12 protein-coding genes are annotated in these 15,813 nt (G+C 71.3%); 9 read left to right on the top strand and 3 right to left on the bottom strand.

Annotated features, from left to right (window positions below):
• Positions 1-129 precede the first annotated feature (129 nt).
• From ACFWY5_RS25055 to ACFWY5_RS25035, 5 genes are all read left to right on the top strand, one after another.
• Positions 130-978 carry a DUF4097 domain-containing protein gene (locus ACFWY5_RS25055; protein WP_379609408.1) on the top strand — a complete coding sequence of 283 codons (849 nt, stop codon included), beginning with the start codon at positions 130-132 and terminating at the stop codon, positions 976-978.
• A 237-nt stretch (positions 979-1,215) separates the two neighbouring features.
• Positions 1,216-2,184 (top strand): ATP-binding cassette domain-containing protein, encoded by a 969-nt coding sequence (locus ACFWY5_RS25050; protein WP_379634697.1) that lies wholly within the window; start codon positions 1,216-1,218, stop codon positions 2,182-2,184.
• The gene (locus ACFWY5_RS25045; protein ID WP_379634694.1) at positions 2,181-2,957 is read left to right on the top strand and encodes an ABC transporter permease; all 777 of its coding nucleotides are present in this window, start codon (positions 2,181-2,183) and stop codon (positions 2,955-2,957) included. Before ACFWY5_RS25050 ends, ACFWY5_RS25045 begins: the two co-directional genes overlap by 4 nt.
• 16 nt (positions 2,958-2,973) lie before the next feature.
• Positions 2,974-3,438, top strand: coding sequence for a pyridoxamine 5'-phosphate oxidase family protein (locus ACFWY5_RS25040; protein WP_379634692.1), 465 nt, complete (start codon positions 2,974-2,976; stop codon positions 3,436-3,438).
• 69 nt (positions 3,439-3,507) lie between these two features.
• Positions 3,508-4,734, top strand: a complete 1,227-nt coding sequence (locus tag ACFWY5_RS25035; protein ID WP_379634690.1) for a serine hydrolase domain-containing protein — start codon at positions 3,508-3,510, stop codon at positions 4,732-4,734.
• A gap of 308 nt (positions 4,735-5,042) precedes the next feature.
• Here the strand turns inward: ACFWY5_RS25035 and ACFWY5_RS25030 are convergent, their stop codons facing one another.
• On the bottom strand, positions 5,043-5,489 hold the full coding sequence (locus tag ACFWY5_RS25030) for a MarR family winged helix-turn-helix transcriptional regulator (protein WP_379634687.1): 447 nt from the start codon (positions 5,487-5,489) through the stop codon (positions 5,043-5,045).
• A gap of 96 nt (positions 5,490-5,585) precedes the next feature.
• On the opposite strand from ACFWY5_RS25030, the gene ACFWY5_RS25025 reads away from it, so the two are divergent.
• Entirely contained in the window at positions 5,586-7,196 is a 1,611-nt protein-coding gene (locus ACFWY5_RS25025) for a DUF885 domain-containing protein (protein WP_379609414.1), read from the top strand.
• Between the two features lie 56 nt (positions 7,197-7,252).
• On the opposite strand, the gene ACFWY5_RS25020 is transcribed toward ACFWY5_RS25025, so the two are convergent.
• Complete coding sequence (locus ACFWY5_RS25020; RefSeq protein ID WP_379609415.1) at positions 7,253-8,788, bottom strand: long-chain fatty acid--CoA ligase; 1,536 nt, start codon at positions 8,786-8,788, stop codon at positions 7,253-7,255.
• 148 nt (positions 8,789-8,936) lie between these two features.
• Between ACFWY5_RS25020 and ACFWY5_RS25015 the strand changes: the two genes are divergently transcribed.
• Complete coding sequence (locus ACFWY5_RS25015) at positions 8,937-10,496, top strand: GMC family oxidoreductase (RefSeq protein ID WP_379634685.1); 1,560 nt, start codon at positions 8,937-8,939, stop codon at positions 10,494-10,496.
• On the opposite strand, the gene ACFWY5_RS25010 is transcribed toward ACFWY5_RS25015, so the two are convergent.
• Complete coding sequence (locus ACFWY5_RS25010) at positions 10,466-13,936, bottom strand: helix-turn-helix domain-containing protein (RefSeq protein ID WP_379634683.1); 3,471 nt, start codon at positions 13,934-13,936, stop codon at positions 10,466-10,468. The genes ACFWY5_RS25015 and ACFWY5_RS25010 overlap by 31 nt on opposite strands.
• 100 nt (positions 13,937-14,036) lie before the next feature.
• On the opposite strand from ACFWY5_RS25010, the gene ACFWY5_RS25005 reads away from it, so the two are divergent.
• Together ACFWY5_RS25005 and ACFWY5_RS25000 are read left to right on the top strand one after the other, a co-directional pair.
• The gene (locus tag ACFWY5_RS25005; protein WP_379634681.1) at positions 14,037-14,393 is read left to right on the top strand and encodes a hypothetical protein; all 357 of its coding nucleotides are present in this window, start codon (positions 14,037-14,039) and stop codon (positions 14,391-14,393) included.
• Between the two features lie 75 nt (positions 14,394-14,468).
• On the top strand, positions 14,469-15,722 hold the full coding sequence (locus tag ACFWY5_RS25000) for a cytochrome P450 (RefSeq protein ID WP_379609420.1): 1,254 nt from the start codon (positions 14,469-14,471) through the stop codon (positions 15,720-15,722).
• Positions 15,723-15,813: the final 91 nt, after the last annotated feature.

The raw sequence follows: 15,813 nt of genomic DNA, 5'->3' as shown, positions 1-15,813 counted from the left end.
ACCAGCATCGGCCCGCCGCACAGGCATCTGAGGGCGGCGGACACCGGCATCGGCCCCGGCATACGGGAGCGGCGGACGCCGGCATCGGTCCGCCGCTCCCGGCGGCAGGTATCAAGAGGAGGCAGCGCCATGCCCACGTTCGACACGAACGAGCCGATCTCGGCCAGCATCGAGATCGGCACCGGCCATATCCGCATCGTCGCGAGCGAGCGCACCGACACGGTCGTGGACGTGCGCCCGGCCGATTCCGGCAACGAATCCGATGTCAGCGCCGCCGAGCAGACCCGGGTCGAGTACACCGGCGGCAGGCTGACCGTGAAGACGTCCAAGGACACCGGCCGCCGTAGCTGGTGGTGGTCGTGGGGTGGTTCGGTCGAGGTGACGGTCGAGCTGCCCTCGGGGTCCGGCGTGGAGGTGCGGGCCGACGCGGAGGTGCGCTGCCGCGGGCGGCTGGGTGACTGCCGCTTCACCACGTCGATGGGCGACGTCGACGTCGACGAGGCCGGACGGCTCCAGATCCACACCGGTGACGGCGACGTCCTGGTGACGCGGGCCGGCGGGCCCGCCGAGATCACCACGGCCAACGGCGACATCCGGGTGCGGGAGATCGACGGCGCGGCGCTGGTGAAGACGTCCAACGGCAACATCACGCTCGGCCAGGTATCCGGTGACGTACGGATGAACACCGCCTACGGCGACATCCAGGTCGAGCGTGCGCTGTCGGGCGTGACCGCCAAGACCGCGGCGGGCGACGTACGGCTGGGCCAGATCGTCCGCGGCTCGACGGTGATCGACACGGCGTACGGCGAACTGGAGGTCGGCGTCCGCAAGGGCACGGCCGCCTGGCTGAACGTCAACTCCCAGTACGGCGACGTGCGCGTCCAGCTCGACGCCCACGACGGCCCCGCCGAGGCGGAGGACATGGTCGAGATCCACGCCACGACCGGCTACGGCGACATCCTCGTCCGCCGCGCCTGACCGGCAACCCCGACCGTCCACGCCTTTACCCCCCACGAGGTGACCACCTGACCCCTGCCTGACCACCCAGACTCCGACCTCACCTGACACTCGCCGCACGCCCGCCCGGTGACCGCTCCCGGGATCGCAGGCCGCGCGCGACAGTTCCCCGCACCGCCGCCACGGCGCGCCAGAGCGCGCCCGGAACCGGCCGGGCAGGACCCCCGACACCCACACGTCCGAAAGAGACGAGGCATCATGCCCACCCATGCCCCACCCGCCATCGCGGTGACCGGCCTGCGCAAGTCCTATGGCGACAAGCTGGTCCTGGACGGCATCGACCTGACCGTGCCGACCGGCACCATCTTCTCGCTGCTCGGCCCGAACGGCGCGGGCAAGACCACCGCCGTGGAGATCCTGGCCACCCTGAAGAAGCCCGACGCGGGTGAAGCGCGGGTCAACGGCTTCGACCTGGCCAGGCAGTCCGACGAGATTCGCATGTCCATCGGCGTCACCGGCCAGTTCGCCGCCGTCGACGGCTATCTGACCGGCGAGGAGAACCTGCTCCTCATGGCCGACCTGAACCACCTGTCCAAGCAGGAGGGCCGCCGCAGGGCGGCCGAGCTGCTGGAGCGCTTCGACCTGGTCGAGGCGGGCAAGAAGGTGTCGACCACCTACTCGGGCGGCATGCGCCGACGCCTGGACCTGGCGATGACGCTGGTCGGGGACCCGGCGGTCATCTTCCTGGACGAGCCCACCACCGGCCTGGACCCGCGCAGCCGCCACACCATGTGGCAGATCATCCGCCAGTTGGTCGCGAACGGCACCACGATCTTCCTGACCACGCAGTACCTGGAGGAGGCCGACGAGCTGGCGGACCGCATCGCCGTACTCGATCATGGACGGATCGTGGCGGAAGGGACCGCGGAGGAGCTCAAGCGGCGCATTCCCGGCGGTCACGTGAGCCTGCGCTTCGCCGACCCGCGCGCGCTGCGGGCGGGCGAGCTCGCGCTCAGGGCGGCGGGCGAGGTGAGCGCGGACGAGGACGCGCTCACGCTGCAGGTCCCGAACGACGGCAGCTTCCGCGCGCTACGCGCCCTCATCGACCGGCTGGACGGCGCGGCGGTCGAGGTGGAGGAACTGTCGGTGCACACCCCCGATCTCGACGACGTCTTCTTCGCGCTGACCGGCCACCCCCACGACTCCCGGAAGGACGCCCTCCGATGAGCTCGACGACCCTCGCCATGCGCGACTCGATGACGATGCTGCGGCGCAACCTGCTGCACGCCAAGCGGTATCCGAACATGACGCTGTCCGTGGCGTTCATCCCGATCTTCATGCTGCTGCTGTTCGTCTACGTCTTCGGCGGGGCGATCGGCAAGGGCCTGGCGACCGGCGACTACGTGAACTTCGTGACCCCCGGCATCCTCATGATGGCCACCATGTCCGGCTCGGTGGTGGTGGCGGTCTCGGTCTCGGTGGACAAGACCGAGGGCATCATCAACCGGTTCCGTACGATGCCGATCTCGCGGGCATCGGTCATGACCGGGCAGGTGGTCGGCAGCGTCATCCAGACGATGATCAGCGTGGTGCTGGTCACGCTGGTGGCGTTGCTGATCGGGTTCCGGCCGGCGGCGGGGCCGCTGGGCTGGCTCGGGGTGATCGGGCTCATGCTGCTGGTGGCGTTCGCGATCACATGGATCTCGGCGGCGTTCGGGCTGATCGCCAAGGGCGCGGAGACGGCGAGCAACATCGGGCTGCCGTTCCAGTTCCTGCCCTTCCTGGGCAACGCGATCGTGACGCCGGAGTCGATGCCGGCGGGGCTGCGGTGGTTCGCCGAGTACCAGCCGTTCACGCCGATCATCGGCACGCTGCGCGCGCTGCTCATGGGCCAGCCCGTCGGCGGGCAGGGGCTGGTGGCGATCGCCTGGTGCCTGGCCGGGGCCTTCGCCGGATATTTCTGGGCACGTTCGGTTTTCAATCGCCGGGCGGACGGCTGACGCGCATACTCGGGCCATGGAGCCGAGGACCGAAGTACTCGACCTGCCCGACGGGTATCGCACCCAGCCGCAGACCATCACCCTGACCTGGGACGAGGTGCGGGAGAAGCTCCGGGCCGCCCCCAGCTACTGGCTGGCGACGGCGCGCCCGGACGGCCGCCCGCACGTCGTCCCGGTCGACGGGTTGTGGGTGGCGGACGCCTTCTACTTCAGCGGCGGCGACGAGACCGTCCACATCCGCAATCTGCGCGCGAACGTCCACGCCTGCGTCCACCTGGAGAACGCGACCGCGGCCGTCATCGTGGAGGGCACGGCCACCTGGACCACTCCCGACCCGGACCTGGCCCGCCGCCTGGAGGCCGCCGACAAGGAGAAATACGGTTACGGCGCGTTCCTGCCCGACGTCTGGGCCCTGCGGCCGGAACGTGTCCTCGCCTGGAACAGCCTCCCCGAGGACGCCACCCGCTTCACCTGGACATGACAGTTGTCATTCCCAGCCGGTGACGCGCCGGACTGACCGCGCGGGCGCCCAGCGATCATGCTGGATCTCATGAGACGACCATTGATCGCGACCGTCGCCGCCGTCGCGGCGGCCCTGTACCTCGGCGGCGCACCGGCCGCGGCCACCACGGGCGAGCTCGACCGGCGCGAGCTGAGGCAGTCACTCGACGCCGTCCACGCCGCGGGCATGTACGGCATCTACGCCCAGGCGCGCGCCGGCGGCCGGGAATGGGCGGGCGCGTCGGGCGTGGCCGACGTGGACACCCGTCGTCCGGTACGGCCCGGCCTGCGCCACCGGATCGGCAGCATCACCAAGACGTTCGTCGCCGTGGCCGTCCTCCAGCAGGTCGAACGCGGCCGGATCGACCTCGACGCCCCGGTGGCCCGCTACCTGCCCGGCCTCATCCCCGGCGAACGCGGCCAGAAGGTCACCACCCGGATGCTGCTCAACCACACCAGCGGCATCTCCGACCACATCGCCGGCGCGTTCCCGTCGCTCCTGGAGGGCTCGGCCAAGAGTCTGGACGACAACCGCTTCCGCACCTTCTCCTCCGAGGAGCTGGTGAAGCTCGGCCTGGCAGCTCCCTCGTACGGCGAGCCGGGCGCCCAGCCGGGCTCCTACTCCAACACCAACTACGTGATCGCCGGGCTGGTGCTGCGGAAGGTCACGGGGATGAGCCCCGAGGACTACATCACCCGCCACGTGATCAGGAAGGCGGGGCTGCGGGAGACGGCCTTCCCGCGCTCGCCGTACATCCGGGGGGCGCACTCCAAGGCCTACGAGAACATGTACGGCTGGATCGACCCGCCGCGCGACTACAGCGTGTACGACATGTCGTGGGCCGGAGTCGCCGGGAACCTGGTCTCGACCATGGACGACCTCAACTCCTTCTACCGGTCGCTGCTGCGGGGCGACCTGATCGGGCCGGCGTCGCTGGCCCAGATGAAGACGACGGTGAAGGTGGGGGTGGCCGGGTTCGCCATGGACTACGGGCTGGGGCTGTATCCGCTGGACCTGCCGTGCGGGCGGTTCTGGGGGCATGACGGCGGGGTGTTCGGGATGGGCACGCAGTCGCTGGTCAGCGAGGACGGGCGGCGGCAGGTGTCGTTCGGGATGAACCTCATGAAGTACCAGCGCTTTGACCAGAACGGGCAGATGCTGCCCAACGACATCGACCCGGCCTTGGGTTCCTTCCTGCTGAAGGGCGCCTGCGGCACGGACACCGCCTTCAAGTCCGCCCAGCCCTCCTTCCCGCTCCTACCCACCTCCCGCTGACACCCCGCCAAACCCCAAAACCCCCGGACCCCCGGACCCCCAGGCCTCGAACCCCGGATTTCCGGGCCCCCAGGTCTCGGACCCCCGGACTCCCGGACTCCCGGGCCCAGGGAGCCCGGGGTCCTGGCCTCCGGGCCTCGTGCCTCCGGGCACCCCGGGCCCCTCAGACCCCGGCCCTCCGGCCCCCGAACCCCGGACCCCGGTCCCGGCCTCTCAGGCCCCGGACCCCGGGTTCCCTGGGTCTGGGGCGAGGTGGGGTTCCGGGGTCTGGGAAGGGCGGAAGACCGTAATGCCTGGAGGCGGGAAGGTCAGGGGGTTCGGGGTTGGTGGAGTTCTTGGGTGGCGGCCTGGTAGGCGTCGGCGGCCTCGGTGAAGTAGCGGAACAGCACCGCCCGATCCCCCTCCGCCATCCCCTCGAACACCTCGCCGAGCCGCCGCCGGGTCCCGGCGAGCACCTGCTCCAACCCCTCCGGCCGCGCCACCGACTCCACGATGACCTTGCGCCGGTCGTCCGGGTCCGGCACGCGGCGCACGAACCCGCCCTTCTCCAGCCGGTCGATGAGGCGCGTGGTCGCGCCCGTGGTCAGGCCGGTGCCGGCGGCCAGGTCGCCGGAGGTCAGCGGACCGGACAGGTCGAGCAGGTTCAGCGCGTAGTAGTCGGTGGCGTTGAGTCCCGCCGCCTCCGCCGTGGCCAGCGCGTTGATCACGCCGGCGCTCAGATAGCGGCGGAAGACCTTGCTGGGGTCCGTTGACATCTCTGCACCGTAGCAGACAAAGCGTTTCTGCAACTACTGCCCTGAGGAAGATGTTCCGACCCCGCGTAATGAAGGAAATGTGGCTATTGTGCCTGGGTGAGCGCAATCTTCCGCCTGTGTGAGCAGTACATCCTGAGGGCGGCAGCCCTGGACCCCGTCGAATCCGTCTACCTGGGCATCGTCGGCGACTTCGGCGTGGCCACCGACTACAGCCCCGACGGCCACGCGGCCAGGCAGGAGCTGGTCCGTGACACCCTGGCCGAGCTGAGCCGCCTGGCCCCGGCCTCCGACGCCGACCGCAGAGCAGCGGCGCACCTGCGCGAGCGGCTGGAGGCGCAGGCCGCCGTCTACGCGATCGGCGAGCCGTACCGGGATGTCAGCTCGCCCTTCGGGCTCGTCTCCGGGCTCAGGGACAGCATCGACCTGCTGCCGCGCAACAACGACGAGCAGTGGCGCGCCATCGCCGCGCGCCTGGCCGCCGTCCCCGGCATGCTGAACGGCTGGCGCACCACCCTCGACGCCGGCCTGGAGCGCGGCCTGCGCGCGGCGCGGCGGCAGGCGTTCGGGGCCGCCGACCAGGCGGAGCGCTTCGAGGGCACCCACGACGACCTGATCGCCGGCTACGGCGACGGCCCGGTGGCGGGCGAGCTGGCCGAGGCCGCGCGCAGCGCCTACCGGGGCTACGCCGAGACCGCGCGTTACCTGCGCGAGCAGTACGCGCCGCGGGCCGACGAGCGCGACGCCGTCGGGCCCGAGCGCTACGCCGTGGCCGCCCGCATGCAGCTCGGCGACGAGATCGACCTGCGCGACGCCTACGCCTGGGGCTGGGCCGAGCTCGATCGCATCGAGGCGGAGATGGCCGCCGAGGCCCGCGCCATCCTGCCCGGCGCCACCGTGGACGAGGCCACCGCCCACCTGGACTCCACCGAGTACGTGGTCGGCCCCGACGCGTACCTGGCCTGGCTGAAGGATCAGCACGAGCGGGCGATCGCCGCGCTCAACGGCGCCCAGTTCGACATCCCCGAGCAGTTGCGCACGGTCGACGTGGTGCTCGCGCCCGGGTCCACGTCCGCCGCGCCGTACTACACGCAGCCCAGCGAGGACCTCTCGCGGCCGGGACGGACCTGGTGGCCGCTCGGCGGGCGGGAGAAGTTCGCCACGTGGAGCGATCTGACGACGGTCTTCCACGAGGGCGTGCCCGGCCACCACCTGCAGCTGGGCGCGGTCGCCGTCGCCGGTGACAAGCTCTCGCGCTACGCGAAGATGTCCTGGGTGGGCGGCCACGGCGAGGGCTGGGCCCTGTACGCCGAGCGGCTGGCCGACGAGCTGGGCTGGCTGACCGCCCCCGGCGCCCGGCTGGGCATGCTGGCCGCCTCCGCGCTGCGTGCCGCCCGCGTGGTCATCGACATCGGCGTCCACCTGGAGCTGCCGCTGCCCGACGGCTCGCGCTGGACGTTCGAGAAGGCCTGCGAGGTGCTGCGCGAGCGCGGCAGGGCCGAGGCGCACAAGGTCCACCCCGAGGTGTTGCGTTACTTCGGCTGGGCCGGCCAGGCCATCTGCTACAAGCTGGGCGAGCGCGCCTGGCTGGAGGCGCGGGCCGAGGCGCAGGCCAGGCCCGGCTTCGATCTCAAGGCCTGGCACACCGCCGCGCTGGACCTCGGCCCGATGGGTCTCGGCACCATGCGCGAGGAACTGGCGAGGATCTAGACACGAGTACGGCTCGCGCCTCAGGGGGGAGGGCGCGAGCCGTACGGGCCGGTGGGTCAGCGCAGTTCGCGCTTGAGGATCTTTCCGGAGGCGGTCATGGGCAGCTCGTCGCGGAACTCGACGCTGCGCGGGTACTTGTAGGCCGCCATGTTCTCCTTCGACCAGGAGATCAGCTCGTCCTCGGTGATCGCCGAGCCGGCCGAGCGGATGACGTACGCCTTGATCTCCTCGCCGTGCGACTCGTGCGGCACGCCGAGCACGGCCACCAGCGAGACGTCCGGGTGGGACATGAGGACCTCTTCGACCTCGCGCGGGTAGACGTTGAAGCCACCCCGGATGATCATGTCCTTGGCCCGGTCGAAGATGGAGTAGTAGCCGTCGGCGTCGCGGGTGGCGATGTCGCCGGTGCGGAACCAGCCGTCGTTCATCACCTCGGCCGTGGCCTCGGGCCGGTTGTAGTAGCCCTTCATGATGTTGTGGCCGCGGATGGCGATCTCGCCGGGGCCCTCGCCCCCGACCGTGTTCCAGTCGGCGTCGATGAGCTTCATCTCCACGCCCCAGATGGGCGTGCCGATCGTGCCCGGCTTGGTGGGCCGGCCGAGCTGGTTGAAGCTGGCCACGGGGGAGGTCTCCGACAGGCCGTAGCCTTCGAGGATGCCGATGCCGAACGTCTTCTCGAAGTCGTTGAGCACCTCGAGGGGCGAGGCGGCGCCGCCGGCGACGGCCACGTTCAGTGTCGTCGGCACCTCGGCGCCGTCGGCGTGGATCTTCGTGAGCATGGCCCAGTACATGGTCGGCACGCCGGCGAAGAACGTCACGCCTTCCTTGCGCATGATCGCCAGCGCGTCGCCCGGCTCGAAGCGGGGGAGCAGCACCATCGTGGCCCCGCGCAGGAAGCCGGTGTTCTGGATCACGGTCTGGCCGAAGGAGTGGAACAGCGGCAGCACGCCCAGGTAGACGTCGCCCCCGTCGCTCCTGGGGAACATCTTGTCGCAGACCATGGTGTTGAGCAGCATGTTCTGGTGGCTCAGCTCGGCGCCCTTGGGCTGGCCGGTGGTGCCGGAGGTGTAGAGGATCACCGCGGTGTCGTCCGGCGCCGTCTGCACGGTGGCGAACTCGCTGGACATGCCGCCCAGCGCCGCCCAGATCGACTCGCCGTGCTCCGATTCGGTCGCCAGCGCCGTGGCGGGCAGCACGAAGAAGTGCTCGCAGCCCTCGGTGGCCTCGAACCCGGCCTTGCCCCGCGCGCCCAGCGGCAGCTCGGGCGTCCCCTCGAAGCAGAACAGCGCCTTGGCGTCGCTGTCGGCGAGGTGGTAGGCGATCTCCCTGCCCTGAAGCAGCACGCTCAGCGGCACCACGGTGGCGCCGGCCTTGAGGATGCCGAAGTAGATGAAGGAGAAATAGGGCAGGTTCGGACAGGCCAGCGCGACCTTGTCCCCCTTGCCGATGCCCCGCGAAACCAGCAGATTGGCCACTTGGTTGGCCACGTTGTCGACCATCGAGTACGGCAGTCGCATATCACCGAAGACGATGGCCGTCTTGTCTGGCGCGTTCCTCGCGCTGTCCTCCAGGACGATCGACAAGTTGAGCATGGAAGAGCTTCCTCCCTCGGGCCGGCTTGCCGCCATCTAAGCAGGCGATGCATACCGACCGGTAGGTAACTGAGGTCACAACTGCGTATGGACGGGACCTGTCCCCTGGGGTAGGCAAGTACCAGGTTACTTACCGTTCGGAGGGGTCATGGAGTACGACTACGTGGTCGTCGGAGCGGGCTCGGCCGGGTGCGTCCTGGCCAACAGGCTGTCGGCCGATCCGGGCGTGACCGTGGCGCTGGTCGAGGCCGGCGGCCAGGACGACAAGCTCGAGATCCGCATGCCGGCCGGGTTCAAGGCGCTGTTCAAGACCGAGTACGACTGGAACTACACCACCACCAAACAGGCCGAGATGGCCGGGCGCGAGCTCTACTGGCCGCGCGGGCGGGTCATCGGCGGCTCCTCCTCGCTCAACGCCCAGATGTGGGTACGCGGCTGCGCGGCCGACTACGACCAGTGGGGCGTCCCCGGCTGGGGCTTCAACGACGTCCTGCCGTACTTCAAGAAGGCCGAGCACCGCGTCGGCAGCAACAACGGCGGCGTGTACGGCACCGCGGGACCGCTCCACATCTCCGAGCTGCGCAGCCCCAACGTCACCACCGCCGCCTTCCTCAAGGCCTGCCAGGAGCTCGGCATGCGCCGCCTCGGCGAGCTGAACGAGCGCGTCAACGAGGGCTACAGCCCCACCCCGGTCACCCAGGACCGCGGCCGCCGCTGGAGTTCGGCCGACGCCTACCTGCGCCCTGCGCTCAAGCGGCCCAACCTCACCGTGCTCACCGGCGCGACCGTGGACCGCGTGGTGTTCGAGGGCAACCGGGCCGTCGGGGTCGAGCACGGCGGGGTGCGGGTGTCGGCCAGGCGGGAGGTCGTGCTGTCGGCGGGGGCGATCGGCTCGCCGTACCTGCTGCTGCGCTCGGGCGTGGGCGCGGCCGAGGACCTGCGCGAGGCCGGGGTGGAACTCGTCCACGACCTGCCCGAGGTCGGCAGGAACCTTCAGGACCACCTGTCCAGCGGCGTCTACGTCGAGTCCACACAGCCGGTCACGCTGGTCAAGGCCGAGTCGCTGGTGCAGCTGGTCCGCTACATCGTGCTGCGCTCCGGCATGCTCACCACGAACGTGGGGGAGGCGGTCGCCTTCATCAAGACCTCGCCGGAGGAGCCCGCGCCGGACATCGAGCTGATCTTCGCGCCCGGCCCGTTCATCGACCACGGCCTCACCCCGCCGACCGGGCACGGGCTGACCGTCGGCGTCGTGCTGCTGCAGCCGGAAAGCCGCGGGCGGGTCTCGCTGAGCGGGCGCGAGGTGGCCATCGACCCCGGGTACCTCACCCAGGAGGCCGACGTGAAGCGCCTGGTCGCCGGGCTGAAGGCGGCCAAGCAGGTCTTCACCACCGCGGCGATGCGCCCCTACGCGGGCGGGCCCATGGCGCCCTACTGGGCGCCAGAGAGCGACGAAGAACTGGCCCAGTGGGTACGCGAGCGCGGCGAGACGCTCTACCACCCGGTCGGCACCTGCCGGATGGGCACCGACGCCGAATCCGTCGTCGACCCCGCGCTCAAGGTGCGCGGGCTCGAAGGGCTGCGCGTCGTGGACGTCTCGATCATGCCGACGCTCAACCGGGGCCACACCCACGCGCCCGCCATCATGATCGGCGAGAAGGGCGCCGACCTGATCCTTCAGTCGCGCTCGGGACACACCGGGGCGTAAGCGCCGTCGGAGACGTGCCGGCTCCACTCCCGCGCGCTGACGGGAGTGGGGTCGAGCGCGCAGATGCGCGCGGCCACCGGCTCCGGATCCAGCGTCCACCGGTGGAGCAGGCCGTCGTGGTCGCCGGAGACCAGCCGCCCGCCGGGCAGGAAGCGCAGCGCGGCGCCCGCGGTCCGCCAGACCGCCTGGAGCCGGTGCCGCTCCCACAGGCGCAGCGTCCCGTCGGTGCCGATCGTGGCCAGGCGCTCGCTCGCGGCGTCGAACGAGACGCTCTTGACGATCCCGGTGTGCCCGGTCAGCCGCGCGACGGGCGTGTCCTCGGTACGCGACAGGTCCCACACCAGCGCGGCGCCATCGTGCCCGGCGCTGGCCAGGTACCGGCCGCCCGGATGCCAGTCGAGGTCGTCGGAGTAGCCGGTGTGGCCCTTGAGCACCCTGACCCGCTTCGGCGCGTCGGGGTGGCCGACGTCCCAGATCTGCACGTTGTTCTCCGCGTCGCCGACGGCCAGCAGGTCCTCCCTGAGGATCACGTCGGTGACGCCGTCGACGCCGGGCAGCTCGCCCAGGCGCTTCCCGGTCGCCGGGTCCCACAGGAGCACGTGCCCGTTCTCGCAGACGCTCGCGCCGATCCGGCCGTCCTGGCTCAGGGCGGCGCCGACCACGTCGGTGTCGTGCCCGCTGAACCGGCTGAGCAGGCGCGGGCCGCCCGGCCGGGAGACGTCCCAGACGCCGACGGTGTCGTCGTCGCTCGCCGAGGCCATCAGGCCGCCGGCCAGCACGAGGTTGTTGACCTGGCCGTCATGCTTCCCGGCCGTGCCGAGCGGGGCGCCGTCGAGGGTCCACAGGCCGACGCCGCCGTCCTTGCCGCCGGTCGCCATGAGCCGCTCGTCCGAGGTCACCGCCATGACCTCGCCGGGGTGGGCGCGCGGGGCCGGCAGCGGCATCGCCCAGCGGAACACCTCCCCGTCGGCCACCCCGGCCAGCAGGTCGCGGCCGCCGTAGGCCAGCGCCCGTACCTCCGCCGGGTGGGGGAGGTCGGTGAGGAGCGCGCCGTCGGCGGTGCTCCACAGGCGCACCCCGGGCGCGCTCGTGCCCGCGGCGACCTGCCGGCCGTCGGGGCTGAAGGCCAGCGAGTAGATGAAGCCGCCGGTGGTCGGCAGTTCCCTGGCCCGGCCGGACTCGCGTTCGACCAGCCACAGCCGGTTTCCGTCCGCGGCGGCGAGGGTGGCGTGGTCGGGGCTGAGGGCGAAGAGCGTGCCCTGCCTGTCGGTGCCGATCGGGCCGTCCGGCGTCAGCCCGACGAGCCGGCCCGTCTCTTTTGAGCGCTCCGGCGTGGCGTCCTTCCAGGTCAGCGTCCCCTCGCCGGTGCCCGCCACCACGGCTTCTCCCTCGAAACCTAGGAAGCCGACAGCGGAGGCCGCGTGGGTGGCGATCGGCTCGGGCCTGCCGACCCGCCAGACCCGCACGCCCTTCTCGCCGCCGACCGCCACGACCCGCCCGTCCTGGCGGAAGGCCGCCGCGGTGATCCGGCCGAGGTCCCACGCCAGCCGTACCGCCGACTCTCCGGTACGGCCGGGCCCCACTTCACCCGCCGAGTCTCCGGTACGGCGCAGCCACACCTCACCCGCCGAGTCGCCCGTCACCACGGCGGCGCCGTCGGCGCTGGCGGCCATGACCGTCACCCGCCCCGAGCCCGCACGTGACCGGCTCCCGGCGGGGAAGCCGCTGGAGCCGAGCAGCGCGCCGAGCGACTCGGGAGTCTCGGCCCGTTGCCACGCCGCCAGCGCCAGGCCCGCCGCCAGCGGCGCGTTTCCCGGGCGGACGGAACCGGCGACCGCGGCCACCTGCCGCGAGAGCGTCTCGTCGCGCTCGGCCCTGGCATCGCCGACCTGCCAGACCACCACCCCGGCCGTCATGGCCGTGACGACCACCAGCGCGGTGCGCGCCGCGACCAGGCGGCGCAGCTTCCTCGCGGCGCGACGCTCCTCGTGCTCGCCCGCGCGCACGAACTCCGCCTCCAGCGGGCCGAGCTCGTCGGGATGCGCGGCCGCCCACTCGCGCGCCACCGCCAGCGAGGCTCCCCGGTAGGTGAACGAGGCGTCGTCGTCCGCCTGCCGCCACGCCTGGGCCGCCTCGCCCAGCCTGCGCCGGGTCTGCAGGCCCGCTCGGTCGGTCTCGATCCAGTCGCGCAGCCTCGGCCAGGCGCCCAGCAGCGCCTCGTGGGCGATCGACACCTCGCTCTCGTCGGCTGTCAGCAGGCGGGCGCCGACCAGCGCGTCAAGGACCGGCCGCCAGGCGGGCGAGATCAGGCCGAGCGGTACCCGGCGGCGGGTCTGGCCGCCGTCGGGGTCGAGCTGCACCAGCCGCAGCAGCAGGCGTCTGGCCACCTCGCGCGCGGCGTCGTCGAAGCCGGTGTAGAGGTCCTCGGCCGTGGTGGCGACGGCGCCGTGGATGCCGCCGGTGCGGTGGTAGCCGGCCACGGTGAGCATGTTGCCCTCGCGCTGCTGCCACAGCGCGCGCAGGGCGTGGGCCAGCAGCGGCAGCGTGCCGGGCTCGCCGCCGTCGCGCAGATGGCCGTCGCGCAGGAGGCCGTCGCGCAGAAGCAGGTCGGCCAGGCCGGGTTCGAGGCTCAGGCCCACGGCCTTGGCGGGTTCGGTGATGGCGGCGCGCAGCTGTCTCTCGGTCAGCGGCGCGAGCGCGAGCTGCCCGCCGCGCAGCGCCGCCACCAGCTCGGGGTGGGCGAGCAGGTGGCCGTAGAAGTCGGCGCGCAGGCCCAGCACGACGAGCGCCCGGCCGGAGACGGCCAGCTCATTGAGTGTGCGGACGAACAGGTCGCGTTCTGCGTCGTCGCGGCAGAGCGTGAACGCCTCCTCGAACTGGTCGGCCACCAGGACGAGCGGGCCGTCCGTGCCCAGGATCTCCGCCAGGCGGGCCATGGGCCGGGCGGTCGGCGTGAACAGCACGACCGGCCACTCGCTGGAACCCGCGCGGGGCAGCGCGCCGCGGGCCAGCGCGGGCACCAGACCGGCGCCGAGCAGCGAGGACTTGCCCGCTCCCGACGGCGCCACCACCACGAGCGGGCCGCCGCCGTCCATCCTGGCGGCCAGCCGCATGGTCAGCTCGGCTGTCGCCTCCTCGCGGCCGAAGAACCAGTGGGCGCTGCCGGGGCCGAAGGCGTCGAGACCCGGGTAGGGGCATTCGTCGCCGCCGCCGGTTCTGGGCGGGGCCAGCCGTACCAGGGCGCCGTTGGCTTCGAGCGCGCGGTCGCAGGCGCGCGCCAGCTCGGGCGTGGGCCGCTTGCCGCCGTTCTCGATCTTGCTCAGGTAGCCCTTGCTGTAGTGCACCCGCTCGGCCAGCGTGGTCAGGGAAAGCCCGCGAAGCGTGCGCCACCTGCGTAGTTCCGCGCCGAACGCGGTCGTTTCCTGGCGTCGCCCATCCATCGGGAAACGGTCAACCCCTCCCCATCGCCGCACCGCCCCGCCGACAGTGGAGGCATCGCACAGCGTAGCCATTTCACTACGCATCGAGAGGAGAAATCTCATGATCAAGAACGCTCTGGTGGTCCTGACCGCGGCCCTCGCGGTGGGCGGGGCGCCGGCTCTGGCGTCGGACGACAAGCCGTTCCGCTGCAAGGCACCCGCCATGGGCTGGAACAACGGCTGCCAGGTCCGTACGGTCCCCGCCGGGGCGTGCGTGTGGGTCTACAACCGCACCTCGCAGGGCACCGACATCACCTTCCGGATCCAGGGTTCGCAGCTGCGGCTCAAGGAGCGTCAGGCGGGCCGGCTCTGGAGGAACGCGAGCAATCACCCCGTCGACGCCACCCTGGGCGTGTACGCGCACGACTTCGACGACACCGTCTGGACCGAAGGCAAGACGTACCTCGACGGCTGCTGAGGCGTGTTCCGACCGGCGTCGCGGGGGCGGCGCCGGTCTTGACGTAAGTGATTGCTTGCGCAACTCTTGGGAGACATGACGGCGACATCCGACATCGACCTGTCGCAGATACCGTTCTGGGCCTTACCGCAAGCCGAGCGCATGGACGCCTTCCGTCAGCTGCGCGGGCTCGAGCGCCCGGTGTTCGTCCGCGAGAACCACGTGCCCTTCATCGGCGGCGGCCCCGGCTACTACGCCCTGGTACGCCACGCCGACGTCACCGAGGCCAGCCGCAACGCGGCCGTGTTCAGCAGCGAGCCCTGCTCCAACAGCATCCCGGACATGCCGCGCTGGCTGGCCGTGTACTTCGGCTCGATGATCAACATGGACGACCCCAAGCACGCCAGGCTGCGCAGGGTCGTCTCCCGCGCCTTCACCCCGCGCATCCTCTCCAAGATGGAGGAGGACCTGGCCAGGGCCGCCGCCGAGATCGTGGACGACGCCATCGCGCAGGGCCCGGGTGACTTCGTCGAGCAGATCGCCGCCAGACTCCCCGTACGCGTCATCTGCGACATGATGGGCATCCCCGCGAAATTTCATGACATGGTGCTGCGGCGGACCAACATCATCCTCGGCAACACCGACGCCGAGTACACGGGCATCGAGCCCGACTTCAAGCGCATGAACGTCGCCCGCGGCCTCGGCAAGCTCCTCCACGCCGGCTACAGCCTGAACCGCCTCGCCGCCCGCCTCGGCGACCAGCGCCGCAAACACCCCACGGGCGACCTGGTGAGCCTCCTGGTCAACGGCGAAGAACGCCTCACCTCCCAGGAACTCGGCTCCTTCTTCATCCTCCTGGTGGTGGCCGGCAGCGAGACCACCCGCAACGCCATCGCGTACGGGCTGAAGCTCTTCACCGACCACCCAGGCCAGCGCGAACACCTCATGGCCGACTTCGACGGCCGCATCGCCAAGGCCTGTGACGAGATCGTCCGGTACTCGACGCCGGTCATCCAGTTCCGCCGCACGCTGACGCGGGATATCGAGATGAACGGCATGCGGTACAACCAGGGCGACAAGGTGCTGCTGTTCTACAACTCCGCCAACCGCGACGAGGCGGTCTTCAAGGACCCGGACACCTTCGACATCACCCGCGACCCCAACCCGCACGTCGGCTTCGGCGGCCCCGGCCCCCACTACTGCCTGGGCGCCCACCTGGCCAAGCGCGAGATGACCGTGATGTTCCGCGAACTCCTCACCCGCCTGCCCGCCATCAAGTCCGCGGGCGAACCCGACTTCCTCCTGTCCAACTTCATCAACGGCATAAAGCACCTCCGCTACACCACCTGACACCCAATCGGCCGGGCACCTGGCCGGCGGCGATCCCTCCGCGAAGCCCCATGGCGGTCCTTCTGCCCGCTCGGCCGTGCGCTTGTGTCAC

It is taken from the genome of Nonomuraea sp. NPDC059007, assembly GCF_042740555.1.
Lineage (GTDB): Bacteria > Actinomycetota > Actinomycetes > Streptosporangiales > Streptosporangiaceae > Nonomuraea.
The sequence above is the reverse complement of the archived record's forward strand: the minus strand, read 5'-3'. Positions and strand labels throughout refer to the sequence as shown.